This window comes from Streptomyces javensis, assembly GCF_039525925.1.
Classification (GTDB): Bacteria; Actinomycetota; Actinomycetes; order Streptomycetales; family Streptomycetaceae; genus Streptomyces; species Streptomyces asiaticus.
Window position 1 is genome coordinate 191757 of sequence record NZ_BAAAIF010000008.1, and the last position, 26604, is coordinate 218360.

Consider the following 26604-nt stretch of genomic DNA (forward strand, 5'->3'; position numbering starts at 1 on the left):
TAGGGGGCAGCGCGCTGCGGCTCGGGGCGGGACGGATCGCCGACGGTGCCGGGGACGCCCCGGAACGGCGCCCGGGGCGGAGCCCTGCCGGGGCCGGGGGCGGAGCCCCGACGGTGCCGGGGACGCCCCGGAACGGCCCCCCGGGGCAGAGCCCCGACGGTGCCCGGGGCGGAGCGCAGGTGGGGTCAGAGGGCGGAGCCCGGGTGGGTCCGGGGGCAGATCGCCGACGGTGCCCGGGGACGCCCCGGAACGGCGCCCGGGGCGGAGCCCCGCCAGGGCCCGGGGCGGAGTCCAGGTGGGGTCAAAGGGCGGAGCCCCGCCGGGGCCGGGGGCGGAGCCCCGACGGTGCCGGGGACGCCCCGGAACGGCGCCCGGGGCGGAGCCCCGGTTGAGGGAAACAGCGGCCCTCAGTCCCCTTCGTGGCGGGCCAGGGTCTGGCGGGCCGTGGCCGCCATCGCCTCGTCCACCATCCGACCTTCGAAGCGCACCGCCCCGGCCCCCTTCGCCTGCGCCCGCTCCACCGCCGCGATCAGCCTCCGGCAGCGGTCCAGCTCCTCCGCGTCCGGGGAGAACACCTCGTTGACCACCGGTACGTGCGATGGGTGGATCACCGCCATCCCCTCGTACCCCAGGGCACGGTTCCGCTCCGCGAAGCGCCGCAGTCCCGCGAGGTCCGACACGTCCGCCCACAGCCCGGCCACCGGATGGGGGCGGTCCGCGGCGCGGGCGTCGAGCAGGACCCGGGCCCGTAGCTCGCGGGTCTCCTCGCCCTCCGGGCTCCAGCGGTAGCCGACCGCCCGTTCCACGTCCCCGCCCGGCGCGGCCACCGCGCCCAGGTGGGCGATCCGGGCGGCGGCCCGGCCGATGGCGTACGCCTCGCGCAGCCCGCGTGCCGTCTCCAGCAGCGGCACCAGGGCGAAATGGCCCTCGGGCAGGCCGAGTTCGCGCTCGCACCAGGCCAGCAGCCGGTCGGCGGTGGTCACGTCCTCGGGGCCGCTCACCTTGGGCAGCACGATGCCGTAGAGCCCGGGGCGGGCCACCGCCCGCAGATCGTCGGCGCCCTGCCAGCCCGCCGCGCGGTCCAGTGCGTTGATCCGCACGAGCAGCCGCATCCGGCCGGGGGGCGTACCGGCCGCGCGGTCGACGGCCTCGGCCGCCGCCTCCCGCGCCGCCGCCTTGCCGTCCTCCGGGACGGCGTCCTCCAGGTCGAGGATGGCCGCGTCGGCGCCCGCCGCCTCCGCCTTGGGCAGCCAGCCGGTCCGGCTGCCGGGCACGAAGAGCAAGGAGCGCAGCGGGGTACGGGAAGTCGTCGCGCCGTCAGATGACACCCTCGGCCTCCAGCTTCGCCAGCCGTCCGCCGTCGATGCCCAGCCACTCCCCGTAGACCAGCGCGTTGTCCGCGCCGAGCGCGGGGCCGGTCCGCCACACCGCGCCGGGGGAGCGGTGGAAGCGCGGGATCACGGACTGCATCCGCACCGGGCCGAGATCGGGGTCGTCCACCGTGATGATGTCCTCGCGTTCGGCGTAGACCGGGTCGGCGACGATATCGGCGGCGGTGAACACCCGCGAGGCCACGACCTCGGCCCGCTCGAACGCCGCCAGGCACTCGGCCGCCGGGCGCGCCGCCACCCACTCCCGCAGCGCCGCGTCGAGCCGCTCGCGCCCCGCGTGCTGCTGCTCCACGGTGGCGAACTCCTCGTCGGGCAGGCCCAGCAGCCGCACCACATTGCGCACCGAGCGGTTGGTGGCGGAGGTGACGGTGAGCCAGTCGCCGTCGGCGCTGCGGTAGGTGTTGATGACGGCGGCCGGGGCGACGGCCAGTTGGTTGCCGGCCCGCTCGGGGGCCGTACCGAGCTGGTCGTACGCGATGATCTGCCACTCCACCAGCCGGTACAGCGGCTCGAACAGCGCCAGGTCGATCCACTCGCCGTCGAAGGAGTCCGGATCGGTGTCCCGGCGGTGCAGCGCGGCCAGGACCGCGAACGCGCCCATCAGTCCGGTGACCGCGTCGCCGTGCGAGAAGCCGGTGTGCACGGGCGGGCCTTCGGGGAAGCCGGTCAGATGCACCACCCCGCTGCGGGCCTCGCCCATCTTCCCGAAGCCCGGGGCGTCGGCCCGCGAGGAGGTGGCGCCGAAGCCGGATATCTGGAGCAGGATCGCGCTGGGGTTGAGCGCGTGGACGGCCTCCCAGTCCAGGCCCCAGGCGCGCAGCCGGCCCGCCCGGAGCGTCACGATCACCACGTCGGCCCAGGCGATCAGCTCCCGGGCGACCTCCCGGCCCTCCTCGTGGTGCAGATCCAGGGTCACCGAGCGCTTGTTGCGGCCCGCCACCTTGAACCACAGCGGTACGCCGTCGCGGCGGGGGCCCATCCCCCGCGCCGCGTCACCGGAGCCCGGTGGCTCCACGTGGACGACGTCCGCGCCCTGGTCGGCGAGCATCCCCCCGGCGAGGGGGCCCGCCACCACATGTGCGAACTCCACCACCTTCAGCCCCGTGAGCTGTCCCTGCCCTGTGCTGGTCTGGTCCTCCATGCGGCCAGGCTGCGGGGCGGGGCGTATGCGCGTCCAGCAATGAAAGGGGATCAATTCATGCGGATCTCGCAAGGGTCGCCGCCCTCGCCGCCCTCACCGCCCCGCCGCCCTCGCCGCTCCGCCGCCCGGCGGTTGTGCCCCCGGCGCCCGCCCTCACCGGTCCTCGCCCGCCTCCTCCCACACCACCCCCGCCGGCAAGGCGTCCGCCGCGGAGCGGAACTCCTCCAACTGCTCCAGAAAGCGACGCGCCCCCGGCGGAAGCGTGCGGCGCGTCGGCAGGACGACGTACAGCCGGCGCTCCACCACCGGCTCCACCAGCGGGCGCCGCACCAGTCGGCCCGGCCCCACCAGCGGATGGACCAGGGCGGGCAGCGCGGAGACACCGAGCCCGGCCGCCACCAGACCGCCCACCGTGGCCACGTTCGACGCCTCGGCCGCCGGGGTCGCCTCCATCCCCGCCTGGGCGAACGCCGCGTCGGTCATCCGGCGCACGCTGGAGTCGGTGCCCACCGCGAGGAACGGCTCCCGGCCCAGCTCCTCCCAGGTCACCTCCGTCCGCCCGGCCAGCGGATGGTGCTCGGGGAGCACCGCGTCGAAGCGGTCCCGCACCAGCGGCCGCAGCGTGATGCCCCGGGCGCGCCGCGCCACCGTGCTGACCGCGAAGTCGGCGTCCCCGTCGACCACCCGGTCCAGCACCGAGCGCTCCAGCCCGTCCAGCAGCCGTACGGTCATCTCCGGGCGCCGGGCGCGGAAGGCGGAGATCACCGGTGGCAGCAGCACGGCCGCGACCGAGGGCAGGGTCGCCAGGGCCACCGCACCGCGCTCACCGGCGCCGTAGCGCCCCAGCTGGGCCAGGCCCGCGCGGTGCGCGGAGAGGATCTGGTCGGCGATCCGCAGCGCCTCGGCGCCCGCCGGGGTGAGCCGCACATTGCGGGTGTCCCGCTCCAGCAGCCGCATCCCCAGCGCCCGTTCCAGATCGGCGACCGCACGGCTCAGCGACGACTGGGAAACATGCAGTTCGGCGGCGGCCGCGGTGAAGCTCACGGCGCGCGCGACCGCCGCGTACGCGGTCAACTGGCGCAGGGTGACGTCCATGGTCCGTGAGCGTAGGCGCGGCGGCCGGACAGGGGAACTGTTGCGCGAAACGCATGGATAGATCTGTGTTCGATGCTGGACGCGGATCTTTCCCCGCTCGGAAACTCTTCGGCAGCACCCGACCGGACGAGGAAGCGAGCGGCCATGCTGGCAGCACTGGGGTTCTGCACGATCGGCGGCTTCCTGCTGCTCACCATGACCAAACGGGTCTCGGTGCTGGTGGCCCTGGTCCTCACGCCCGTGGTCACCGCGGTCATCGGCGGATACGGCGACGAGCTGGGCCCGATGGCGCTGGACGGGCTGTCCAAGGTCGCCCCGACCGGCATCATGATCGCCTTCGCGGTGCTCTACTTCAGCCTGATGATCGACGCGGGCCTCTTCGAACCGCTGATCCGCGGCATCCTCCGCGCCACCAGGAACGACCCGGTACGGATCACCGTCGGCACCGCCGTGCTGACCATATGCGTCGGGCTCGACGGCGACGGCGCCTCCACCTTCCTCATCACCATCTCCGCGCTGCTCCCCGTCTATCAGCGGCTCGGGATGAGCCGCCTGGTGCTCGCCGGGGTGGTCGGCCTGGGCGCGGGCGTGATGAACATGATCCCGTGGGGCGGCCCGACCGCCCGCGCCGCGGCGGCCCTGAAGATCGACACCTCCGACATCATCACGCCACTGCTGCCCGCCCTCGCCGCCGGTATCGTCTGGGTGCTGCTCGCCGCGTATCTCATCGGACGCCGTGAGCGGCGGCGGCTCGGCGCGCTCGAGCCCGTGCCACGGGCCGAGGTGGCGGTCGGGGACGGCCCCGGCACACCGCGGGTCGCCGCCCGCCCCGGTGTCGCGCTCACCGTCTTCAATCTGCTGCTCACCGTGGCCCTGCTGGTCTGCCTGGTGCTGGAGGCCATGCCGCTGCCCGTGCTCTTCGTCTTCGCCTTCGTCCTCGCGCTGCTGGTCAACCACCCCCGCTGGGAGGACCAGCAGGAGCTGCTGGAGAGGCACGGCAAGAGCGTGGTGCTCGTCATCACCATGATCTTCGCGGCCGGGGTGTTCACCGGCATCCTCGGCGGCACCGGGATGATCGAGAAGATGGCCGAGGCGCTGGTCGACATCATCCCCGACGGGCTCGGCGGCCATCTGCCGGTGCTCGTGGCCGTCACCAGCATGCCGCTGAGCCTCGTCCTCACCCCGGACGCCTACTACTTCGGGGTGCTGCCGGTGCTCGCCGGGACCGCCGACGCCTTCGGCACCGGCCACGCCGAGATCGCCCGCGCGGCCGTCCTCGGCCAGATGACCACCGGCTTCCCGCTGAGCCCGCTCACCGCCGCGACCTTCATCCTCCTGAGCATGAGCGGCGTACAGCTCGGGGAGCACCAGCGCTTCATCTTCCGCTGGGCGTTCGGGACGACGCTGGTGATGACCGCCGCGGCTCTGGCGACGGGCGCCGTGCCGCTCTGACCGTCGCGGCGACGGCCCCGGCGAGGCGGCCCCGGACAAGGCGGCCTCGCCGTTACGGTCCCGGTGAGGCGGCCCGTAGGCTCGCAGCCAGGCGCCCCGTCAGCTCCCGGCCAGTGGCGGCCGGTGCGGTTCGATGACCGTGACCCCGCCCCTGCCCCCGGAGGCCATCGTGGACAGCGCCTCCGGGACCGCGTCCAGCCCGATCACATCGGTGACCAGCAGATCCGGCCGCAGCGAACCGGCCTCGACCATCTCCATCATCGGACCGTAGTCATGGGCGGCCATGCCATGGCTGCCCAGCAGCCGCAGCTCCAGCGCGATGACCCGGTCCATCGGGATCATCGGGGTCCCGGCGGCCGGGGGCAGCAGCCCGACCTGGACATGGCGGCCGTGGCGGCGCAGGCTCTTGATGGACGCGGCGCAGGTCCGCGGGGAGCCCAGCGCGTCGAGCGAGACATGGGCGCCGCCGCCCGTCGCGTCCGCGACCGCCTCCGCCACCGAGCCCAGGGTGGACGCCACGTCCACGCACACCGACGCGCCGAACCGGGCCGCGAGGGCGAGCGCCTGCGGCGAGATGTCCACCGCCACCACCCGGGCCCCGGCCGCGGCGGCGATCATCACGGCGGAGAGCCCCACCCCACCACAGCCGTGCACCGCGACCCACTCGCCCGGGGCCACCCGGCCCTGGGCGACGACGGCGCGGAAGGCGGTCGCGAAGCGGCAGCCCAGACCGGCGGCGGTGGTGAACGACAGCTCGTTGCGTATCCCGACCAGGTTCACATCGGCGTGTCCGATCGCCACGTACTCGGCGAACGAGCCCCAGTGGGTGAACCCCGGCTGCGTCTGCCGCTCGCACACCTGCTGGGCGCCCTCCGCACAGGCGGCACAGCGACCGCAGGCGCAAACGAACGGCACGGTGACCCGCTGCCCCGGCCGCCAGTTGAGGACGTCGGGGCCGACCTCCTCTACGACCCCCGCCAGCTCATGGCCGGGGACGTGCGGCAGCCGGATGTCCGGGTCGTGCCCCATCCAGCCGTGCCAGTCGCTGCGGCACAGCCCGGTGGCCTCGACGCGGATCACCGCGCCGCGCGGGGAGGGAGCGGGGTCCTCGACGCTCCGGACCTCGGGCCGGCGCCCGAACTCGTCGAACACCACAGCACGCATGGACACCGCTCCCTCGCTCGACCACTTCCCCCATGGCCCGTGTGTCCAGGCGGGCCATAGAACCTACACCACAACCGGCCGGTATCAGCCCTTGCGGGTGGTGCCCACCGACGGCGGCTCGGTGCCCCGGCCGGTGCCCCAGGACGAGGGCTCGGTGGACAGCTGGTGGGCCAGCTTCCCGCCGTGGGCGACCTGGTCCCAGTCCAGCCAAGTCCGCGCCACGTTCCGGCCGTTCAGCGACACACTCCGGACATACCGCTTGGCGTCGCTCGCGCCCGGCGCGGTGACCGTGAGCGTGCCGCCCTGCCGGGTGCCGTAGTGCCCGATACGGACCACGGCCGAGGAGAACTGCGGACTGGACAGGGCGAGGAAGTCCCCGCCGCTCATCGTCGGGTACAGACCCAGCGAGGAGAAGACGTACCAGGCCGACATGGTGCCGAGGTCGTCATTGCCGGTCATCCCGTCCGGCCCGGTGGTGAACAGGGTCATCGCAGCCCGCACCACGGTCGCCGCCTTGGCGGGCGCGCCCGCCCACAGATACATGTACGGGGCGTGCAGATCGGGCTCGTTGTTGGGGTTGTAGGTGGGCTTGCCGTAGTAGTCGTACGGGGCGGAGATCCAGTCCTCGCGGGCGGTGCCCGCCGGGTCGCTGAGCAGCTTGCCGTAGGCGAAGAAGTCGTCCAGCCGCTTCTCGGTCGCGCGCCTGCCGCCCATCAGTCCCACGAGCCCGGCCGGGTCCTGCGGCACCAGCCACTGGTACTGGTAGGCGGCGCCCTCGTGGAACTGCCGGCCGGCCTCCACCGGGTCGTACGGGGTCACCCACGCGCCGTCCGCCGTGCGCGGCCGGAACTGCCCGATCGAGGCGTCCCACAGCGTGCGGTACGCCTGGCCGCGCTCGGCGAACATCCGGGCGTCGGCGCGGTGTCCCAGCCCGCGCGCCATCAGGGCGAGCGCGGCGTCCGCCGCGGAGTACTCCAGGGTGGCCGAGGCGGGGTGGACGCAGTCGTTGTCGCCGCCCTTGTCGGCGCAGTCGGTGCCGAGCTTCAGCCCCGAGGGGACGTAGCCCAGCTCGCGGTAGTAGTCCACTCCGGAGCGCCCGTTGTAGGGCGAGTCGGCGGGCGGGGTGCTGGTGGCGTTCTTCTTCAGCAGCGCGTACGCCTCGTCCTCGTGCCCGGCCAGCAGGCCCTTGGACCACGCCTCGACGAGGAACGGCGTCACCGGGTCGCCCGTCATGATGTTGGTCTCGCTGTTGGCCAGCGCCCAGCGCGGCAGCCAGCCGCCGTCCCGGCCTATGGCGACCACCGACAGCGCGACATCGCGGGCCACCCCCGGTTCCACCATCTCCAGGAACTGGTTCTGCGGCCGGTAGGTGTCCCACAGCGAGAAGTTCTGGTACGGGGTGTAGCCGGAGGCGGTGTGGGTCGCGCCGTCGAAACCGGTGTAGCGGCCGTCCACGTCGCCCGCCACATTGGGGTGCAGCTGGGCGTGGTACAGCGCGGTGTAGAAGGCGCGCCGCCGCTCCTCGGTGCCGCCGCCGACCCGGATCGCGTCGAGCTTCTTCACCCAGGTGTCGTGCAGCGCGGCGCGCGTGGCGTCGAAGTCGTAGGAGTCCCCGGTCTCGGCCGCGAGGTTCTTCCGCGCGCCCTCGGGGCCGGTGTACGACAGGCCGACCTTGACCACGACATCCCGGTCCCGGGTCGCGTCGAAGCTGGCCCAGGCGCCGTTGCCGCCCTCACCGGCCGCCTCGCGGGAGCCGGGGGTGGGGGTGGTGCCGCGCCAGGTGCCGTAGGAGGCGAAGGGACGGTCGAAGGTGGCGGTGAAGTAGACGGTGTGCCGGTCCTTCCCGGCACAGAAGTTCCCGGCCTCCACCCGGCCCTCGACGGTCCGGTCGCCGACCACGCGGATCTCGGAGCCGAAGACCTTCTGATTGGCCTTGCCGGTGTTGAACAGGACGTTGGCCGCGCCGGTGGCCGGGAAGGTGTAGCGCTGCCAGCCGGTGCGCTGGGTGGCGGTCAGCTCGGCGTCGATCCCGTAGGACTTCAGGCCCACCCGGTAGTAGCCGGGGGTGGCCTCCTCGTCGTCATGGCTGTAGGTGGAGCGGTAGTGCTCCGGGTCCACGTCGCTGACCGCGCCGGTCGTCGGCATGATGGGCAGCTCGCCCGCCACCCCGCAGCCGACCCCGGACAGATGAGTCTGGCTGAAGCCGTGGATGGCGTTCTGGTCGTAGTCGTAGCCGCCCTGGCCGCCGGTGTCCGGGCTGACCTGGACCATGCCGAACGGGGCGCTCGCCCCGGGGAAGGTGTTGCCGAAGTTCTCGGTGCCCACGAAGGGGTGGACCAGCGAGGTGGGGTCGGCCGGAGGGGACGCGGCCGAGGGGGCGGCCGCCGCGCCCGGTGGTCCCAGCAGACCGCCGCCCAGCAGTGCCGCCGTCATCACGCCCGCGACCGTGCCCGCAGCGCGCGCACGGATTCCACCGATCAGCGACCGCATGGGACGCACCTCCGTATGACAACGTTGTCCGACCAGAGTCGCGAAACTTTGGCACGGGGGCCGGGCGGTGTCAATGGCTCGCGCGCGGGCGGTCCTTGACCTGTGCGCGGGCGGGCCAGGCCCGTACGCCGACGGGTCATCGAACGGAGGGGCCGATGACACCGCCCGCGCACAGGGCCATGGGGTCCGGGCGCGCGGGTGGCGCTATCGCTTGTCGCGCTGCCCGTCGGCGAGCTGACGGGACGTATCGCCCGCGCCCGCGCCCCGCTGGGCCCGCTCGGCGATGCTCGGGAACAGCCCGCCGATGGCGCTGCCGAGCCGCAGCTCCAGCGGGGCCACGTTCACCTCGGCCCGGTTCCGCTCGATCGCCCGGATCGTCGCGGCCGCCACCCGCCGGGAGGAGATCGTACGGACCCCGGTGGGCAGGGACGTGCCCGCGTCGGCGAACATCCCGGCGTCGCCCACGAATCCGGGCTGCACCAGTGAGACCCCGACCCCCGTGCCGTGCAGATCCTGCCGCAGCCCGAGGGTGAAGCCGCGCAGCCCGAACTTGGCCGCGTTGTAGAGCGCCGCGCCGGGGGAGGCCGTACGGCCCGACAGCGAGCCGATCATCACCAGATGGCCGGAGCCCGCCTCCACCATGCGCGGTGCCATCAGCCGGGACAGCAGGACCGGCGCGCGCAGATTGACGTCGAGGGCGCGGTCCAGCTCCTCCGGCCGGTAGTCCAGGACCGGGCCGCTGGAGGGCAGCGCGGCGTTGGCGATGACGATCCGGGCGTCCGCCGCCTCCTCCACGAGCCGCTCCACATCGGACCGTTCGGCCAGATCGGCGACGATCGCCCGGCCGCCCAGCCGCTCGGCCAGCGGCCGCAGCACCTCCTCACGGCGCCCGGTGAGCAGCAGATTGGCGCCCTTGGCCGCGAACGCGCGAGCCAGGGTCTGGCCGATGCCGCCGGTGGCCCCGGTGAGCAGGACGGTCGTGCCGTCGATCCGCATGCGATCTCCTCCGGTTACGGTCGAGTACGTTCCGGCACGGTACTGGGTGTGCGCTCCGCGCCGGGCGGGGACCCGGCCCGGTCCCGTATGGACGCGCGGCAATGCGGCGGAGCGATGACCGTGCGAGCGCGGGACCCGTGCGAGCTCCGGGACCCGGGCGCCCAGCGCCAGGCCGACGACGGCCGACGGATCGCCACCCCCGGCCGGCCCCGCACGGTGTCCGGCAGGGCGGCTCGGGCCAGGAGCGAGTCAGCGGCAGGTGGGCGGCGCCACTCCTCCACTTCCACCGTGTCGCCGTCCGCGACGGGAACGCGGGCGCAGGAGACGTCCGCGGCGGCCGGGACCAGGTAGCGGGCGCCGGTGACCCGGGCCAGCTCCGGACCTCCGGTGAGGTAGTCGTTGTGCACGTGCGTCTCCGCCACATACGCGATCCGCACCCCGCGCCGGGCGGCGGCGGCGATCACCTGGTCGATATCGCGTGGCGGGTCGCCCACGACGGCGGTGCGGGGCCCGCCCGCCAGATAACTGCGATGATCCAGGCCCTCGAACTTCAGGGTGTCGACGAAAAACACGAGTGGGACTCTCTCACGCCGCAAGGCTCATTCCCGCCGGCCCCTTCTCGAATCTAGCCGTCGCGCCGGGCCGGCGTGCCCAGGCCGTAGACGCGGCGGGCGTTGTCCGCGCCCAGCAGCGCGGCCACCCGGCGGGCGTCGCGGCGGGACCAGGCGCCCTCCGCCACCCAGTGGGTCAGCAGCGCGGTCAGCGCCTCCCGGAAGAGCCGCGCCCCCACCACATACAGTTCGGGCAGCCCGTAGGCGTCGGTCGAGAAGAGCACCTTGCCGAACGGGGCGAGTTCCAGCATCTCGGCGAGCACCGCCCCGGCCCGCGCCCCGGTGTGCGACAGGGCCAGCCCCACATCGGCGTACACATGCGGGAAGACGGCGGCCAGATAGGCGGCGCCGCGGTGGTACGGATAGCCGTGCAGCAGGATCAGCGTGCAGCCCGTGGGGCGCACGGCGCGGATGAAGTCGGTGAGGGCGAGCGGATCGCAGCGGTCCAGCCGCAGATCGGGATCGCCGAACCCGGTGTGCAGTTGCAGCGGCAGTCCGGTGTACGCCGCCGACCACAGCAGATGGCGCAGCAGTACGGGATCGGTGACCCGGGCGGCGGCGGTGCCGCCCTGGGCGCGCCGGGCCAGCCAGTGTTCCGCGGCGGTGTGGACGGCGCCGGGGCCCGGCGGATCGGGCTCGAAGTCCAGGCCGTAGCGGTAGGCGGCCACCGACTTGAATCCGGCCGCCGTGCGGGCCGCCTCCCGGATCCCGTCCGCCACTCCGGTCAGGAAGTCGTCGGCGGTCAGCGAGGTGTCCGCGATCCGCTCCGCCAGCTGCTCAAGACGGACGATCTCATGCGCGGTGCCGCCCGCCGCGAGGGCCAGCTCCTGAGGGGTGGTCAGGTTGCCCGGCAGCCCGGTGTCCACCAGGAACTCACTGATCCCGGCGGCGGTCAGCAGCCGCCGGGTCACCTCCCGCGCGCCCAGCTCGCGCCGCCGGGCGAGGTAGGGGGCGGGCGGGCAGTGCGGTTCGAGGTCCAGCAGTGGCGGACACCAGCGGCGCACCGCGAACCCCAGCTGGCTGTCGAAGAAGGTGGTGCCGAGCGCGGCGGGCGCGTCGGATTCGGTCAGGAACGCCTCGAATTCGGCCGGGCCCAGCTCGGAGCGGGCCACCCCATGGCAGTGGTGGTCCACCAGGGGCGGCAGCGGCGGCTCGGTCGGATCCGTCTGCTCGGCGGCCTCCATCGGTCAGTACCGCCTCCGGGTCGCGACGGCGATCTCGCGCGGGGACGACTTCTCGAACAGCGCGGCCTCCGCCCGGCGCACCGCGGCGATGGACTCGAAGAGCGGATCGCCCAGCGCCTCGCGCAGCACGGACGAGTCCTCGAAGTGCTCAAGCGCCGTCAGCAGCGAGGTGGGCAGCCGCCGTTCGCGTCCCTCGACGGCCGGATCCCCGGAGACGGGCGGGGGCAGCGAGAGCCCGGCGTCCAGTCCGCCGAGGCCCGCGGCGATGACCGCGCCCGCCACCAAGTAGGGGTTGGCCGCCGGGTCGAAGGACTTGATCTCGGCGTTGGAGGCGCCCGGGTCGTCCGGCGCGCCGGTGATGAAGCGCACCGCGGCCTCCCGGTTCTCCAGACCCCAGCACTGGTACGCCCCGGCCCAGCGGGAGGGTTCGAGCCGGAGGTAGCTCGCGGGGGTGGGGGCGCCGATGGCGAGCAGGGCGGGCAGCTCGCGCAGCACCCCGGCGAGGAACGCCTCGGCCGTCGCGGTCATGGAGCCCGGCCCGTCGCCGTCCCGGCACAGATTGCGGTCCCCCTGCCACAGGCTCAGATGGAGATGGGCGCCGTTGCCGACCCCGCCCGGGTCCACCACCGGGCCGAACATCGGGTTGAACCCGGCGCGCCCGGAGCACGCCCGGATCGTCTCCCGCACCAGTACGGCCAGATCGGCGGCGCCGACCGGATCGGCGGGCGCCAGGGACACCTCGAACTGCCCGGGGGAGTACTCGGGGTGGAGCTGGTGCACCTCGGCCTGCTGCGCGTCCAGCGCGCCGAGCAGATCGGCGAGGTAGTCGGCGAGGTCGACCACCCGCGCCATGCCGTAGGCGGGGCCCGCGGTGGGGTAGCGCGGCGGGTCCTGGTCCGGGTCGCCCGTGGTGACGACCCACTCGGTCTCGAACCCCATGCGCACGGTCAGCCCCCGCTCCCGCGCCCGCTCGGCCATCCGCCGGGCGAACAGCCGCTGGCAGACGGGGTGCGCCCGGCCCTCCTGGTCGTACCGGTCGACCGGGGCCCAGGCCCAGCCGGGCTGCGCGGCCAGCGGCGTGAGCCGGTCCAGGTCGGGGAGGAGCCGCAGATCCCCGTCCGGGCCGCCGACATGGCGGCTGGTGGTCATGGAGTCGTCCACGAGATAGACGTCGAAGACGGGGGACATCCCGACCCCGCGCCGCGCGGCATGCGGCAGCCGCGCGGTGGGCACGGACTTCACCCGGGTCAGACCCGCGTTGTCCACCCAGGTCAGCGCGATGGCCTGGATGCCGTTCGCGGTGAGCCGCTCGGCCTCCTGCCGAGCCCGTGCGTATGCCTGCTCGCGATCCCCGGTCCGCATGGGCGCCTCCTCAGCCACGTCCTGTACGCCGAGACTATTGCCTGCGGACGTTCTTGTGGTGACGCGTTGTCCCCATCGCATACGGGGTGTGACGGTGGCTTATGCCGGTCGGAGGTTGACATGGGCCGCCGGGACGTCGAGGGGGTCGGCCCGCCCGCCGAGGCGTCCGGTTTCGGCCACGTAGCGGAGACCGCCTACGTCACCTGGCCCCCTCCCGGAGGGTGTCGGCGAGGGAGGCGAGATACATCTCGATGGCCTGGCCGGGTTCGCGCACCCGGCGGCCCGACAACTTCCCGATCTTCTCCAGCCGGTACAGCAGGGTGTTCCGGTGGATGTGCAGCCGCTCGGCGACCCGGACCAGCGACAGACCGCCCTCCGCCCAGCCGATCAGCGTCTCCCGCAGCGTCGGCCAGTCCGGCTGCTCGCGCAGCCGCCCCAGCACCGCCTCGGTGAACCGGGCCCGGTCGTGGGGCGGTATCGAACCCAGCAGCTGCGGCACCCGCAGCTCCGAGGCGATGAAGACCCGCTCACCGGGGAAGACCGCCGGTCCGGTGCGCAGCGCGGTCGCCGCGTCACGATAGGAGTCGTGCATCCCGGCCGCCCCGGCCGCCGGCTCGCCGACGGCCATCCGGCCGTCCAGACCATGGCGCTCCGCGAGCAGCGCCAGCAGGTGCTCGCACCGCTCGGGCAGCCTCTCGGGGGCCGCGCGCCCCTCGTGCGCGGCGGCCAGCACCGCGTACCGCCCCGCGGTCTGCTCGCCCGCCACGTCCTGGCGGTCGCGGAACACCTCCCGCACGGTCCGCAGCACCGTGAGCCGGGACACCGCCGCGGGGCCCTCGTCCGCCCGGTCCGGTGCGCCCGCCGAGCGCACCTCCAGCAGCACCGCGCTGCGGGCCACCCCGGGGATAAGCCCCAGCTCGACCGCGCGGGCGGCCACCGCCTCCGGGCCGACCACCTCGGGGTCGTAGAGCGCGATGTCCCGGACGAAGTCGTCGACCGCCCGCTCGTGGAGCATCCGCGAGCGCAGCAGCGCCGCCTCCTCCAGCAGGATCTCGGTCTGCCGCCGCACCACCAGGCCGAAGCGGTGCACCTCCTCGGGCACCCCGGTCAGACAGACGGTGCCGATCACCTCCTCGCCGACGGTGATCGGCAGGCTCATCCCGGGCCGTACGCCCCGCATCCGGCCCGCCTGCTGGGCGCTGTGGGTGGCGGGGCGCCCGGTGCGCAGCACCTCCAGGGACGCCTCGTGGACGGTGCCGACGCGCGCGAGGTCACCACAGCCGATGACGACCGCCGCGGGATCGGTGATCAGTACATTGAAACCGGTGATCCGCCCGATGTCGCGGGCGATCTCCTGTGCCAGCTCCGGCGTCAGTACGGGAGGGCCGCCGAGCGGGCCGCCAAGGTGGTCCATGGGCGGATCGTACAGACGCACCCGCTCTCAGGGCGACGTCTTCATACGCTTCGAACGATGACCGAGGGCTCGTCGCTGCCTACCGTCTTCCGTCAACACCACCGGGCGCCCCGCACCGCCCGGCCATCCGTCCCCTCCTCCCCAGGAGCCCTCCTCAGGAGACGGCCATGAGCACAGCATCCCTGGAGAAGTCCCGTCCCACCCGCACTCACTGGTTGATCACGCTGTACGCAGGCGGCGGCGAGTTCTGCGACGGTTACATCCTCAGCATCATCGGCGTCGCGCTTCCGCTCCTCACCGCCGACTACCACCTCAACTCCTTCGACGCCGGAGTGGTCGGCTCCGCGTCCCTGGTCGGCATGTTCGCCGGTGGCCTGGTCTTCGGCTATGTCACCGACCGGGTCGGGCGGCAGAAGGTCTATCTCTTCGACATCGCCGCCTTCATCCTGCTCTCCGCGGCCCAGTTCTTCGTCACCGATCCCTGGCAGCTCACCGTGTTGCGCTTCCTCATGGGCATCGCCATCGGCGCCGACTTCGTGATCGCGGGCACCATCGCCTCCGAGTTCGCGCCGCGCGACTCCCGGGGACCGCTGCTGGTCATCATGGTCACCATGTGGTCGGTCGGCGCCGCCGTCGCGTACGTCGTCGGCTGGGCGATGATGTCCTCCGGCCACGACGACTGGCGCTGGATGCTCGCGAGCAGCGCGATACCCGCCGTCCTCATCCTGCTGCTGCGCTTCGGCACCCCCGAGTCCCCGCGCTGGCTGCTCAGCAAGGGACGCGCCAGGGAGGCGGAGGGCGTGCTGAAGCAGATGCTCGGCCCGGACGCGAGCCTGGACGACCTGGAGGCCGATACCGCCTCGCGCACCCGCTACGGCGACATCTTCCGCGGTGCCTATCTGCGGCGGACCGTCTTCGTCAGCGTCTTCTGGGCGTGTCAGCTGCTGCCGATCTACGCCATCACCACCTACGAACCCACCATCCTGTCCTCCTTCGGACTGGCCGACGGCAACGACTCCTACCTGGGCTCGGTCGTGGTGCAGATCTTCTTCGTGCTCGGCTCGCTCTCGGGGATCCTGGTCATCAACAAGGGGCGGCGCACCCTGCTCCTGTGGAGCTTCGGCCTCTCCGCCATCCCCCTGCTCTGCCTGGCGGCCTTCGCCCACCCCTCACCGGCCGTCGTGATCGTCCTCTTCGCGGCCTTCGGCGTGGCGTGCTTCGCCAGCCAGTGCCTCCAGGCCATCTACCCCTCCGAGCTGTTCCCGACCGGGGTCCGGGCCACCGCCAACGGGTTCGCCACCGGCATCAGCCGGGTCGGCGCCGCCATCGGCACCTGGGGAGCGCCCGTGGTCCTCGACCACAGCACCCGGCTGGCCATGTTCCTCGGCGCGGTGATCTGCGCCATCGGCTGGGGGACGTCGTACATCCTCGCCCCGGAGACCAGCGGGCTCACCCTCGCCGACGCCAGTGCGGCGGATACGGACCACAGCCCCCGCGGGCGGACGCGTGCCCGCCGTGACGCCTCCTCGACCACACCGTCCCCCGCCGTGAAGGAGCACTCATGACCTTTCCGGACACCCCGCCCTCCACGGTCACGATCATCGGCGGCGGCGTCGTGGGCCTGGCCTGTGCCCACTACCTCAGTGGCGCCGGGCTGCGGGTCACCGTTCTCGAACGCGACCGGCTGGGCAGCGGCGCGTCCCGTGGCAACGCCGGGGAGGTCTGCCCAGACCTGGTGGAACCGCTGGCCGCGCCCGGTGTCATCGGTACGGCGCTGCGCGGGCTGCACCGCCAGGACGGCGCGCTGGCGATCCACCCCCCGGCCGGTGCCGAACTGCTGCGGTTCCTGGTCCGGTTCGGGATGCGGGCCACCTCGCGCCACCACGCCCGGGGGGCCGCCGCCCTGGGCGCGCTCGCGAGGGGCACCTTCGGGCTCTTCGAGGAGCTGGAGGCGGCCGGTGTGGACGGGGAGGCGCACAAGGACGGCTTCCTGTTCGCCTTCCCCTCCCGGGAGTACGCCGACGGGGCGCTCGCCGCCTTCCGCCGGCTGGACGCGCCCATCGCGCCCGGCGGTGTGCTGGAGGGGGCCCGCCTCGCGGCGGCGGAGCCCTCGCTCACCGAGGGCGCGCGGGCGGGGTTCGTGGTGGAGCGTCAGTGGTCCCTGGACCCCTCGCTCTTCGTGGACCGGCTCGCCGAGCGGCTGCGGAGCGACGGCGTGGAACTGGTCGAGGGGGCACGTGTCTCATCCATCGTGGACCGCTCCGGCCGGACCGAGGTCCGGACCTCGGCGGGCACCTTCCGCGCCGACACGGTGGTCATCGCGGCGGGCATCGGCTCGCGGGAGCTGGTGCGCGGGCTCGGCAGGGACATCGACCTGGTGGCGGGCAAGGGCTACAGCTTCTCGGTGGCGGCCGAGCCGCCGCCCTCCCGGCTGGTCCACCTCGGCGCGGCCAAGGTGGTGCTCACGCCGATGGGCAAGCGGGTCCGGGTCGCCGGGACGATGGAGTTCGAGCGCGACGCCGACCGGTTCCGGCAGCGGCGCATCGAGGCCATCGTCGCCGCCGCGCGCCCGTATCTGCGCCATGCCGACTGGGACGACCGCCAGGAGGAGTGGGTGGGGCCGCGGCCCATGACCCCCGACGGGCTGCCGCTGATCGGGCCGGTTCCGGGCCATCCCCGGGTGCTGCTGGCCACCGGCCACAACATGCTCGGGCTGATGCTCGCGCCCGCCACCGGCCGGCTGGTGGCCGGACTGCTGACGGGTACGGCGGATCCTAGGCTTTCCTCCACTTTCGCCCCGGTACGGAGTGTTCGTCGGTACTCTTGGCGTGTACATGGCGCTTGCTGAAGCGCCCTGACACCCAAGGAGCTTGCAGTGGTCAGTCGCAGAACCCTGCTCACGAGCACACTGGGCATCACCGGCGGCCTTCTCCTCCCCACGGCGGGCGCCGACGCGGCGCCCGCCGACTGGTCCCGGGCGGTGGTGGACTCCACCATCGCCCGCAAACCGGACCCCAAGACCCTCGGCGGCTGGGGCTACACCCAAGGTCTCTTCCTGCTCGGCGCCTACCGCGTCTACCAGCGGGTCAAGGAGCCCTCGTACCTGGCGTACATCAAGGGGTGGGTGGACAACTTCGTCGACGCCGACGGCCATATGAGCCGGACCTTCGACAACCTCGACGCGATGCAGTCCGGCAATCTGCTGCTGATCCTCCACCAGGAGACCGGCGATCCGCGCTACCGGACCGCCGCCGACCAGATCCGGGACCGGATCACCACCTATCCGCGCACCGCCGACGGCGGGATGTGGCACGCCACCGGCAAGACCAACGAGCTGTGGGGCGACGGTGTCTTCATGGCCCAGCCGTTCCTGCTGCGCTACGGCATCGCCTACGGCGACGAGACGTTCGCGTACGAGGAGGTCACCAGGAACCTCTCGGTGTACTTCCGCCACCTCAAGGCGGCCAACGGGCTGATCTACCACGCCTATGACGCCGACGGCGACGCCCCCTGGAAGCCCGACCCCACCACCGGCACCTCCGCCCACTTCTGGGCACGGGCCATCGGCTGGACCGCGATGACCCATGTCGAGGTGCTGGAGCTGCTCCCCGCGAAACACCCGCGCCGCGCCGAACTGATCGGCAACATACGGCACCTGGCGAAGGGCTTCGCGCGCTATCAGGACCCGGCCACCGGCCGCTGGTTCCAGGTCGTCGACAAGGCGAGCGACCCCGCCAACTGGACCGAGACCTCCGCCTCCAGCATGTACACCCTGATGCTGCACGCCGCCCTGGAACACGGCTGGATCAGCGGCGGCGGCTACGCCTCGGCGGCCCGCAGGGGCTATCAGGGCGTGCTGAAGAAGGTGTCGGTCGGCTCCGACGGGCTGACGAACATCACCGACATCAGCGAGGGCACCAACGTCGGGGACCTGGCCTACTACCTCGGCCGCAAGCGCAATACGAACGACCTCCACGGTCTGGGCGCCTTCCTGCTGATGAACGAGCGGCTCGCGCACTGACACGGGCGTACGGTCGCGGTCCGGCGGACCGCGACCGTACCCACCCCTGAAGGCGCTACTTCAGCTCGACCTGGAACACCTTGTCCGCGCCGTCCGGCTCCCCGCCGTTGTTGTCCGCGTTGGTCGTGGACAGCCACAGCGCGTTCTTGCCCGGCACGGTCTCCACGGTGCGCAGCCGCCCGTAGGAGCTGGTGTAGTACGCCTTCGGGGTGCCCGCGCTGGTCCCGTCCACCGGGATCCGCCACAGCCGCTCACCGCGCAGCGCCGCCAGGTACATCGCGCCGTCGGCGTAGGTGACCCCGCTGGGCGAGGCGTCGCCGGTCGGCCACTGGCGCTTGGGGCTGGTCATCCCCGAGGTGGAGCAGTTGCCCTCGCAGATCGGCCAGCCGTAGTTCTTGCCCGGCTCGATGAGGTTGAGCTCGTCGTACTTGCTGTTGCCGAACTCGGCCTCCCACAGCCGGCCCTGCGGGTCCCAGGTGATGCCCTGCGGATTGCGGTGGCCGTACGAGTAGACGAGCGTGCCGAACGGATTGCCCGGCGCGGGTTTGCCGTCCGTGGTCATCCGCAGGATCTTCCCGTTGAGGGAGTTCTTGTCCTGGGCGAGATCGGGTGTCTGCGCCTCCCCGGTGGTGGCGTAGAGATAGCCGTCCGGGCCGAACTTGAGGCGTCCGCCGTTGTGGTACTTGTTCTTCTTGATGCCGGTGACGATCGCCTTGTAGCCGCCGAGCGAGGAGCCGTCGTAGGTCATCCGGGCGATGCGGTTGCCGTCGGACGCGGTGTGCATCAGGTAGACGGCGTGGTCGGTGCTCCAGTTCGGGGAGACCGCGATGCCCAGCAGCCCGCCCTCACCGTCCGTGGTCACCACATTGGGCACCGTGCCGACCTGGGTCCTGGTGCCCGACTGGGTGAGCTTGTACAGCTTGAACGAGTCCCGCTCGGTGATCAGCGCCGAGCCGTCGGGCAGCCAGCTGAGCCCCCAGGGGATGCTCCAGCCGGACGAGACGGTCTTGATGTCCGAGGGAGCCGAATCGGCCCGCCCCGGGGCGGCGGTTCCGGTGCCGGCGGTCCCGATCAGCAGTCCGGCGGCGAGTGCGGTGGCGGCCGCCAGGGCGGCGGTGTTCCGGTACCTCTTCATCGCGTTCTCCTGTCTGATCCCCGTTCACATGCGGGGAACCGTAAAGAAGGTTTCCTAATGCGTCAACAGATTCGACGGGAGGAGCTTGCGCATCGCGGAAGGTAGGAGGTGTCTCTTGGAACGTCAAGGATTGGTATGGGCCAGAAGGATGGTCACGTGGGCGATTTCACCCATCATGGGCTGTCGATCCATCAGAGATCGGATGACTTTTTTGGCGCATGCTTCTTGACCGCACCCGGACAGCTGGTAACCCTGCAACAGAACGGAACATCACCACGCTCCATCCCTCCATCGGCATTCACAGCTCGGAGAAGGAGCCCTCATGGGCCGCAGATCGCGCCGCCGCCTCGGCGCCTGGACGGCCGCAGTGCTGGCGGCCGTCGTCACCCTCACCCTCACCGGTCCCACCCCGGCGCTGGCCGAGGTCACCAACCCCCGGCAGCAGTGGCTGCGCCAGTCGCAGGCGGGGCTCTTCCTGCACTGGGGCATGCGCACCTCGCCCGGCTACACCAGCTGCTCCGCCTGGGAGAAGGCGGTCACCGACGGTGGCTGGGACGCCGACTACTGGGTGGCCGAGGCCAAGAAGCTGCACGCCTCCTACCTGGTTCTCGCCTCCTTCCACAGCCGTCTGGGCTATGCGCGGGCCTGGCCGTCGGCCATCCCCGGAAGCTGCTCCACCAAGCGGGACTTCCTCGGCGAGCTGATCGACGCGGCGAGCGCCCAGGGGCTGAAGGTCATGCTCTATATGACCGACGATCCGCAGTGGCATGCCGAGGGCGGTCACGAATGGCTCGACTCGGCGGGCTACTCGGCCTACAAGGGGCACGACGTCGACCTGTCCACGCGCGACGGCTTCGGCGAGTACTCCTACGACAACTTCGTGGAAGTGATGCGGAAGTACCCCGGACTGTCCGGGTTCTGGATCGACAACGACAACGACTACTGGATCGACCACGGGCTCTACGAGAAGATCCGCGCCGACCGTCCCGGCTGGCTGCTGAGCAACAACAACGAAGACACGCCGATCATGGACACGGTCAGCAATGAGCAGAAGACCGGGATGACCCCGGCCTATGACTACCCCCAGGCCATCTGGGCCCCGCAGCCCCGGCTCACCGAGGCCTGCTTCAAGCTGCCCAGCAGCGGGGCCTGGTGGTACAGCGGCACCGATTCGGCGGTGGACCAGGGACTCACCCTCGGCCGAATGATCAGTGACTCCGGATCCTCCGTCAAATCCCTCATGGCCGAGACCGCCCAGGTGAACGGGCGCTTCCCCGGCAAACAGGAAGCCTTCAACAACTACGCCAAGACCTATCTCGACAAGATCTGGGGATCGCTGGGCGGCACCGAGGGCGGTGGCTACTCCTACGGCGGACTCCAGCCCGGCGCCTGGAACGACGGCGCCCACGGGGTGACCACGGTGAGCACGGCCGACCCCGACCGCCACTTCGTCCACGTCCTCACCCGGCCCTCGGGCTCCACGCTGACCGTGCGGGACAACGGCTACAAGGCGACCGGTGTCACCGACTACCGCACCGGGAAGAAACTCGACTTCCGCCAGAGCGACGGCCGGATCACCATCACCGGCATCACCGACTGGGATCCCTACGACACCGTCCTCGCGGTCCGCACCGACGGCCGCCAGGGCATCGTCCCGCCCGGTTCCGTCACCGCGAGCGCCAGTGTCTCCGCGAGCGGCCACCCCGCCTCCGCCGTGCTCGACGGCGATCCGCAGACCTACTGGGACAACAAGACCACCCTGCCCGCCTCGGTCACCCTCGATCTGCGGTCCGCCAAGAGCATCCGCTATCTGGCCGTGAACCAGCGGGAGTGGTCGGTCTCCTACGCCCGCTCCGACACCGAGCAGTCCGCCCGCATCCGCGACTACCAGGTGCACGTCTCCGACAACGGCCGCGACTGGGGCGGCCCGGTGGCGTCCGGAACGCTGCCCAGCGCCCGCGGGGTGCGGTTCATCGACATCCCCGCCACCACCAAGCGCTATGTCCGGCTCACGGTGAACAGCACCTGGGCCGCGGCCACCGACACCAAGCACTATCGCAAGCTGCTGCTGGACGAGGTGCGCATCGGATCCGCCTACCCCGGGAGCGGCCGCACCACCACCGACGGCGGGGCACCGCGGATCCGGACCGCCCGCTGACGGCCCGTCCGCCCCGTCCCGTTGATTCATCCCCCACCCAGATGGAAGGCAGGTCGAAGCCATGAACGAGACCACACCGCGCACCGCGCCCGAGGCGGCGGACCGCATCCGTACGGAGACCGGCGAGACCGCCTGGCAGACGCCCGACTACGTGGTCGTGGAGACCGCGCTGGAGGTCACCGCCTACTCGCTGAACGCCCGCTGAGCTCCCCGCCATGCGCGTGCGCGTGCTCGGCACCGCGGCGGGTGGCGGCGTACCCCAGTGGAACTGCGCGTGCCCCGGATGCTCCGGGGCACGCGCCCACCCGGGGTGGCGCCGCCGCCATGCCTCGCTCGCCGTCCAGGCCGACGAAGGCCGCTGGTATCTGGTCAACGCCACCCCCGACCTCGGCGACCAGGTCGAGGACTGCCCCGAACTGCACCCCGGGCCCGAACCGCGCCGGACCCCGCTGGCCGGGGTGATCCTCACCGACGCCGAACTCGACCACACCCTCGGCATCGCCCGGCTGCGCGAGGCGGACGGCATCGAGATCGTGGCCACCGACCCGGTGCGGCACGCCCTGCTGAAAGGGCTCCACCTGGGCGAGGTCCTCACCCCCTACGCCCGGCTGGACTGGCACCCCCTCGGCCCCGAGGACCGGCCGCTCGCCACGGGCTCGTCCGTCGCCGTCTCCGCCGTCCCCGTCTCCGCCAAACGCCCCCGCTACGCGGCCGGACTCGACGTCCCGGACGACGACGCCTGGGTGGTCGCCCTGCGGCTGACCGACCGCGCCACCGGCCGCTCCCTCCTCTACGCCCCCGCGCTCGCCGCCTGGCCCGACGCCTTCCAGCGCGCCGCCGAAGCGGCCGACTGCGTCATCGTCGACGGCACCTTCTGGTCCGATGACGAGCCCCTCACCAGCGGCTTCGGTTCGCGAACCGCCACCGCCATGGGCCATCTGCCGATCGGAGGACCGGACGGCACGGCGCACCGGCTCGCCGCACTCGAAGCGCGCACCCTGTACACCCACCTCAACAACACCAACCCCCTCAACCACCCGGCCGCGCCCCAGCACTCGGGCCTGCGGAAGCTGGGTGTCGAGGTGGCCGCCGACGGGATGGTGATCGACCTGTGAGCACCCCACGGACCCGGCTCGAGGAGCGGTTGCGCGCGGTCGCGCAGGAGCGCTACCACGACCGCCACCCCTTCAACGTACGGATGCACGCGGGCGAGCTCACCCCCGCCGAACTGCGCCGCTGGATCCTCAACCGCTTCCACTACCAGCGCCATATCCCCGTCAAGGACGCGCTGATCACCGCCAAGCTCGACACCTCACGGCTGCGCCGGATGTGGCTGCGGCGCATCCAGGACCACGACGGCGCCACCGAGGGCGAGGGCGGCATCGAGCGGTGGCTGCGGCTCGGCGAGGCCGCGGGGCTGGACCGGGACCGGCTGCTCTCGGGCGCCGAGGTGGTGCCCGGGGTGCGGCTCGCGGTCGACGGCTATGTCAACTTCTGCCGGCTGCGCGACCCGCTGGAAGCCGTCGCGGCCTCCCTCACCGAACTGTCCGCGCCCGGCATCATGCTCACCCGGATCGACGCCTTCGAGCGGTACTACCCCTGGATCGAGCGCGCGGGCCTGGGCTACTTCCGCAACCGGGTCGGCCAGGGGCGCCGGGACAGCACCGAGGCCCTCGACCTGGTCCTGAACTGGGCGCGGACCCCCGAGGACGAGGACCGCGCGGTGGCGGCGCTCGCCTTCAAATGCGATGTGCTGTGGTCGCTGCTGGACGCGGTCGACCACGCCGACACCAAGGACGGCCCGGGGACGGACATCAACAACGGCCCGGGGACGGACATCAAGGACGGCCCGGGGGAGGGGGCATGAGCGGCACCGGCCCCGCCACCGGGCCCGCCCCGGCAGGATGGCGGCCCGCGCTGTCCCCCGCCGTGAGCCTGCGCCACGACCGGGTGCGGGACGCCGATCTGCTGGTGCTGCCCGAGCGGGTGGTAGTGCTGCGCGGCAGCGCCGCGAACATCCTGCGGCTGTGCGACGGCGACCGCGACCTCGACGCCATCGTGGTGGAACTCCAGAGCCGCTTCCCCGGCGCGCCCGTCGCCGAGGACGTGCCCGCCTTCCTCGACCGGATGCGCACCCAGGGCTGGGTCCGATGACCGCCCCGCCCCGCCCGTGGGCCCTGCTCGCCGAGCTCACCCACGGCTGCCCCCTGCACTGCCCCTACTGCTCCAACCCGCTGGAACTGGTCCGCCGCTCCCGCGAGCTGTCCACCGCCGAGTGGGCGGAGGTGATGCGCCAGGCCGGGGAGTTGGGCGTGGTGCACACCCATCTCTCCGGCGGGGAACCGCTGTTGCGCGCCGATCTCACCGAGATCGTCACCGCCGCCGAGTCCGCCGGGATCTACACCCAGCTCGTCACCAGCGGCGTGGGCCTGGACGGTGCCCGGCTGGCCGCGCTGACCGCCGCCGGGCTGCGCAGCGTCCAGCTGTCCGTGCAGCACGCCGACCCGGCCGCCTCCGACCGGATCGCCGGGCACCGCTCGTACGCCGCCAAGGAACGGGCCGCCGCCCTGGTGCGCGCGGCCGGACTGCCGCTCGGGATCAATGTCGTCCTGCACCGCGACAACCTCGACGCGCTGGACACCATCATCCAACGCGGCCTGGACTGGGGCGCCGACCGGATCGAGCTGGCCAACACCCAGTTCTACGGCTGGGCGCTGCGCAACCGCGATGCCCTGCTGCCCACCCGCGACCAGCTCGCCCGGGCGCGGGAGACCGTGCGGCGGTGGCGGGACCGGCTGGGCGGCGCCACCGACCTGGTGTGGGTCGTGCCCGACTACTTCGACGGTGTGGCCAAGCCCTGTATGGGCGGCTGGGGTGCGGTCTCACTGACCGTCGCGCCCGACGGCACCGTGCTGCCCTGCCCCGCCGCCGCGAGCCTGCCGGACCTGGATGCGCCCAACGTCCGCGACCACCCCCTGGAGTGGATCTGGGACCACTCGGGCGCCTTCAACCGCTACCGGGGCGAGGAGTGGATGCGCGAGCCGTGCCGCACCTGCTCCCGCCGCGCGGAGGACTTCGGCGGCTGCCGCTGCCAGGCGTACGCCCTGACCGGCGACGCCGCCCGCACCGACCCCGCCTGTGCGCTCTCCCCGGACCACGGTGTGATCCGGTCGCTGACGACGGGCACCGGGCACCCGGCCGGAGCGGACACCCCGGCGCCCACCGGCGGCTATGCGTACCGCAAGCCGGGAGGGTGAGGCCGGACGCGGTTTGGCGCATTCGCCCCCGCTTCCGTAAAGTTTCGCCGTTGTCCAGGGGAACAGGCGAACCAAGAAAGCGGCAGCGGCGATGACGGTGACTGACGAAGGCCGGGCCGAGCGTGCCCCGGCCGAGGGGCCGGGCATCGACCCGGAGCGGCTGGCGACCTGTCTGAGCGTCCTCGCGGAACTCGACCGGCTGCCGGTCGACCACCCCGACGCGATCATGGTCCGCCGGGCCACCTCCGGGATCTACCGCAGCGTGAAGCAGCGCAGGCGCCAGGAGCGGCGGGCCGCGAAGACCGCGAACGACAAGGCCGTGACGGAGGCCACCGCCACCGGCGCCGCCGACCGGATCGACGACGAGACGCTGGGCCGCGCGCTCACCAGCTCCGTCACCACGGAGATCGCGGGCATCCTGGAGCGCCCCCGCTCCTGCTATGTCTGCAAGACCCGGTATGTCGAGGTCGACGCCTTCTACCACCAGCTGTGCCGCGACTGCGCCGCCGAGAACCGGGCCCGCCGCGACGCCCGCACCGATCTCACCGGGCGCCGTGCCCTGCTCACCGGCGGCCGGGCGAAGATCGGCATGTATATCGCGCTGCGGCTGCTGCGTGACGGCGCGCACACCACCATCACCACCCGCTTCCCGGTCGACGCCATCCGCCGCTTCACGGCCATGCCGGACAGCGGGGAGTGGCTGCACCGGCTCAAGGTCGTCGGCATCGACCTGCGCGACCCCGCCCAGGTGATCGCGCTGGCCGACGCGGTGAGCGCCGCCGGGCCGCTGGACATACTGATCAACAACGCCGCCCAGACCGTCCGCCGCACCCCGCGGGCGTACGCGGAGCTGATAGCGGGCGAGTCGGCCCCGCTCCCCGCCGGGGAGCTCCCCGAGTCCGTGGTCCTCGGCGCCTTCGGCAGCGGCGCCCAGGCGGCCCTGCCGGCGCCCCGCGCGTCCCGGGACGGCGCCCTCACCCCGCAGGACCTCACCGCCCTCGCCCTTGAGCGCGGCTCCGCCTCACCGGCCCGGATCGAGGCCGGGACCGCGATCGACGCGGGCGGGCTGGTGCCGGACCTGGACCCGAGCAACACCTGGGTGCAGCGGGTGAACGAGGTGGACCCGGTCGAGATGCTCGAGGTCCAGCTGTGCAATGAGACCGCGCCGTTCATCCTGGTGAGCCGGTTGCGCCCGGCGATGGCCGCCTCGCCCGCCCGCCGCAAGTACGTGGTCAACGTCTCCGCGATGGAGGGCAAGTTCGGCCGGGGCTACAAGGGCGCGGGGCATCCGCACACCAATATGGCCAAGGCCGCGCTGAACATGCTGACCCGCACCAGCGCACGCGAGATGTTCGAGTCCGACGCCATCCTGATGACGAGCGTCGACACCGGATGGATCACCGACGAGCGCCCGCACCCGGACAAGATGCGGCTGGCGGCCGAGGGCTTCCACGCCCCCCTCGACCTGGTGGACGGCGCGGCGCGGGTCTACGACCCGATCGTCCGGGGCGAGCTGGGCGAGGACCTCTTCGGCTGCTTCCTGAAGGACTACGCCCCGACGTCCTGGTAGGGACTGCGCGCCACCAGCTACCCCTGGGAGACGCCTCTGGACGGGCTGGATTTCCAGCCCGTCCGGCGATTGAGGACCGGGGTCCGGGGCGGAGCCCCGGTGGGGGGCGAGGGGGCGGAGCCCTCCCGCGCCGCGGTCCCGCGTCGGGTCACGCGTTCGCCTT

Annotated in this window: 21 protein-coding genes and 1 pseudogene; 11 read left to right on the top strand and 11 right to left on the bottom strand. The window is 72.7% G+C overall.

Features of this window, described 5'->3' with window-relative positions:
- Positions 1-407: 407 nt before the first annotated feature.
- The 3 genes from ABD329_RS10750 to ABD329_RS10760 form a co-directional block, all read right to left on the bottom strand.
- Positions 408-1328, bottom strand: a complete 921-nt coding sequence (locus ABD329_RS10750) for an HpcH/HpaI aldolase/citrate lyase family protein (RefSeq protein WP_198280760.1) — start codon at positions 1326-1328, stop codon at positions 408-410.
- The gene (locus tag ABD329_RS10755; protein WP_198280761.1) at positions 1318-2532 is read right to left on the bottom strand and encodes a CaiB/BaiF CoA transferase family protein; all 1215 of its coding nucleotides are present in this window, start codon (positions 2530-2532) and stop codon (positions 1318-1320) included. The genes ABD329_RS10750 and ABD329_RS10755 overlap by 11 nt, the downstream gene beginning before the upstream one ends.
- A 153-nt stretch (positions 2533-2685) precedes the next feature.
- Positions 2686-3627 (bottom strand): LysR family transcriptional regulator, encoded by a 942-nt coding sequence (locus ABD329_RS10760; RefSeq protein WP_344316271.1) that lies wholly within the window; start codon positions 3625-3627, stop codon positions 2686-2688.
- A 144-nt stretch (positions 3628-3771) separates the two neighbouring features.
- Here ABD329_RS10760 and ABD329_RS10765 point away from each other — a divergent pair, with 144 nt between their 5' ends.
- The gene (locus ABD329_RS10765) at positions 3772-5079 is read left to right on the top strand and encodes a CitMHS family transporter (protein ID WP_198276152.1); all 1308 of its coding nucleotides are present in this window, start codon (positions 3772-3774) and stop codon (positions 5077-5079) included.
- A gap of 99 nt (positions 5080-5178) precedes the next feature.
- Here ABD329_RS10765 and ABD329_RS10770 read toward each other — a convergent pair whose 3' ends face one another.
- The 7 genes and pseudogenes from ABD329_RS10770 to ABD329_RS10800 all read right to left on the bottom strand — a co-directional run bounded on the left by ABD329_RS10770 (position 5179) and on the right by ABD329_RS10800 (position 14300).
- Positions 5179-6243 carry a zinc-dependent alcohol dehydrogenase family protein gene (locus ABD329_RS10770; RefSeq protein ID WP_198276151.1) on the bottom strand — a complete coding sequence of 355 codons (1065 nt, stop codon included), beginning with the start codon at positions 6241-6243 and terminating at the stop codon, positions 5179-5181.
- 84 nt (positions 6244-6327) lie between these two features.
- Positions 6328-8733, bottom strand: a complete 2406-nt coding sequence (locus ABD329_RS10775; RefSeq protein ID WP_198276150.1) for a GH92 family glycosyl hydrolase — start codon at positions 8731-8733, stop codon at positions 6328-6330.
- A 204-nt stretch (positions 8734-8937) separates the two neighbouring features.
- A complete protein-coding gene (locus ABD329_RS10780; RefSeq protein WP_198276149.1) occupies positions 8938-9729 on the bottom strand; it encodes an SDR family NAD(P)-dependent oxidoreductase in 792 nt (263 codons plus the stop codon).
- 272 nt (positions 9730-10001) lie between these two features.
- Positions 10002-10301: pseudogene (locus ABD329_RS10785) on the bottom strand (MBL fold metallo-hydrolase); the annotation flags it as partial.
- A gap of 53 nt (positions 10302-10354) precedes the next feature.
- Positions 10355-11524 carry an amidohydrolase family protein gene (locus ABD329_RS10790; RefSeq protein WP_198276148.1) on the bottom strand — a complete coding sequence of 390 codons (1170 nt, stop codon included), beginning with the start codon at positions 11522-11524 and terminating at the stop codon, positions 10355-10357.
- Positions 11525-11527: 3 nt separating this feature from the next.
- On the bottom strand, positions 11528-12886 hold the full coding sequence (locus ABD329_RS10795) for a glutamine synthetase (RefSeq protein WP_198276147.1): 1359 nt from the start codon (positions 12884-12886) through the stop codon (positions 11528-11530).
- Between the two features lie 199 nt (positions 12887-13085).
- Positions 13086-14300, bottom strand: a complete 1215-nt coding sequence (locus tag ABD329_RS10800; protein WP_198276146.1) for a CdaR family transcriptional regulator — start codon at positions 14298-14300, stop codon at positions 13086-13088.
- A gap of 167 nt (positions 14301-14467) precedes the next feature.
- Here ABD329_RS10800 and ABD329_RS10805 point away from each other — a divergent pair, with 167 nt between their 5' ends.
- The 3 genes from ABD329_RS10805 to ABD329_RS10815 are packed head-to-tail and all read left to right on the top strand — an operon-like array spanning position 14468 to position 18321.
- A complete protein-coding gene (locus ABD329_RS10805; RefSeq protein ID WP_198276145.1) occupies positions 14468-15865 on the top strand; it encodes an MFS transporter in 1398 nt (465 codons plus the stop codon).
- Positions 15862-17148 carry an NAD(P)/FAD-dependent oxidoreductase gene (locus ABD329_RS10810; protein ID WP_198276144.1) on the top strand — a complete coding sequence of 429 codons (1287 nt, stop codon included), beginning with the start codon at positions 15862-15864 and terminating at the stop codon, positions 17146-17148. The genes ABD329_RS10805 and ABD329_RS10810 overlap by 4 nt, the downstream gene beginning before the upstream one ends.
- A gap of 27 nt (positions 17149-17175) precedes the next feature.
- A complete protein-coding gene (locus ABD329_RS10815; protein ID WP_198276143.1) occupies positions 17176-18321 on the top strand; it encodes a glycoside hydrolase family 88/105 protein in 1146 nt (381 codons plus the stop codon).
- Between the two features lie 55 nt (positions 18322-18376).
- On the opposite strand, the gene ABD329_RS10820 is transcribed toward ABD329_RS10815, so the two are convergent.
- Positions 18377-19456 (bottom strand): PQQ-dependent sugar dehydrogenase, encoded by a 1080-nt coding sequence (locus tag ABD329_RS10820; RefSeq protein WP_198276142.1) that lies wholly within the window; start codon positions 19454-19456, stop codon positions 18377-18379.
- A 322-nt stretch (positions 19457-19778) separates the two neighbouring features.
- On the opposite strand from ABD329_RS10820, the gene ABD329_RS10825 reads away from it, so the two are divergent.
- The 7 genes from ABD329_RS10825 to ABD329_RS10855 all read left to right on the top strand — a co-directional run bounded on the left by ABD329_RS10825 (position 19779) and on the right by ABD329_RS10855 (position 26441).
- Entirely contained in the window at positions 19779-21614 is a 1836-nt protein-coding gene (locus tag ABD329_RS10825; RefSeq protein ID WP_198276141.1) for a discoidin domain-containing protein, read from the top strand.
- Between the two features lie 61 nt (positions 21615-21675).
- Complete coding sequence (pqqA, locus tag ABD329_RS10830) at positions 21676-21819, top strand: pyrroloquinoline quinone precursor peptide PqqA (RefSeq protein WP_198276140.1); 144 nt, start codon at positions 21676-21678, stop codon at positions 21817-21819.
- A 10-nt stretch (positions 21820-21829) separates the two neighbouring features.
- On the top strand, positions 21830-22729 hold the full coding sequence (gene pqqB / locus ABD329_RS10835) for a pyrroloquinoline quinone biosynthesis protein PqqB (protein WP_198276139.1): 900 nt from the start codon (positions 21830-21832) through the stop codon (positions 22727-22729).
- Positions 22726-23481: a pyrroloquinoline-quinone synthase PqqC gene (pqqC, locus tag ABD329_RS10840; RefSeq protein ID WP_198276138.1), complete on the top strand. Its 756-nt coding sequence runs from the start codon at positions 22726-22728 to the stop codon at positions 23479-23481. Before pqqB ends, pqqC begins: the two co-directional genes overlap by 4 nt.
- A complete protein-coding gene (gene pqqD, locus ABD329_RS10845; protein WP_198276137.1) occupies positions 23478-23768 on the top strand; it encodes a pyrroloquinoline quinone biosynthesis peptide chaperone PqqD in 291 nt (96 codons plus the stop codon). The genes pqqC and pqqD overlap by 4 nt, the downstream gene beginning before the upstream one ends.
- Positions 23765-24871 (top strand): pyrroloquinoline quinone biosynthesis protein PqqE, encoded by a 1107-nt coding sequence (gene pqqE, locus ABD329_RS10850; protein WP_198276136.1) that lies wholly within the window; start codon positions 23765-23767, stop codon positions 24869-24871. Before pqqD ends, pqqE begins: the two co-directional genes overlap by 4 nt.
- Positions 24872-24962: 91 nt before the next feature.
- The gene (locus ABD329_RS10855) at positions 24963-26441 is read left to right on the top strand and encodes an SDR family NAD(P)-dependent oxidoreductase (protein ID WP_198276135.1); all 1479 of its coding nucleotides are present in this window, start codon (positions 24963-24965) and stop codon (positions 26439-26441) included.
- Positions 26442-26604 lie beyond the last annotated feature (163 nt).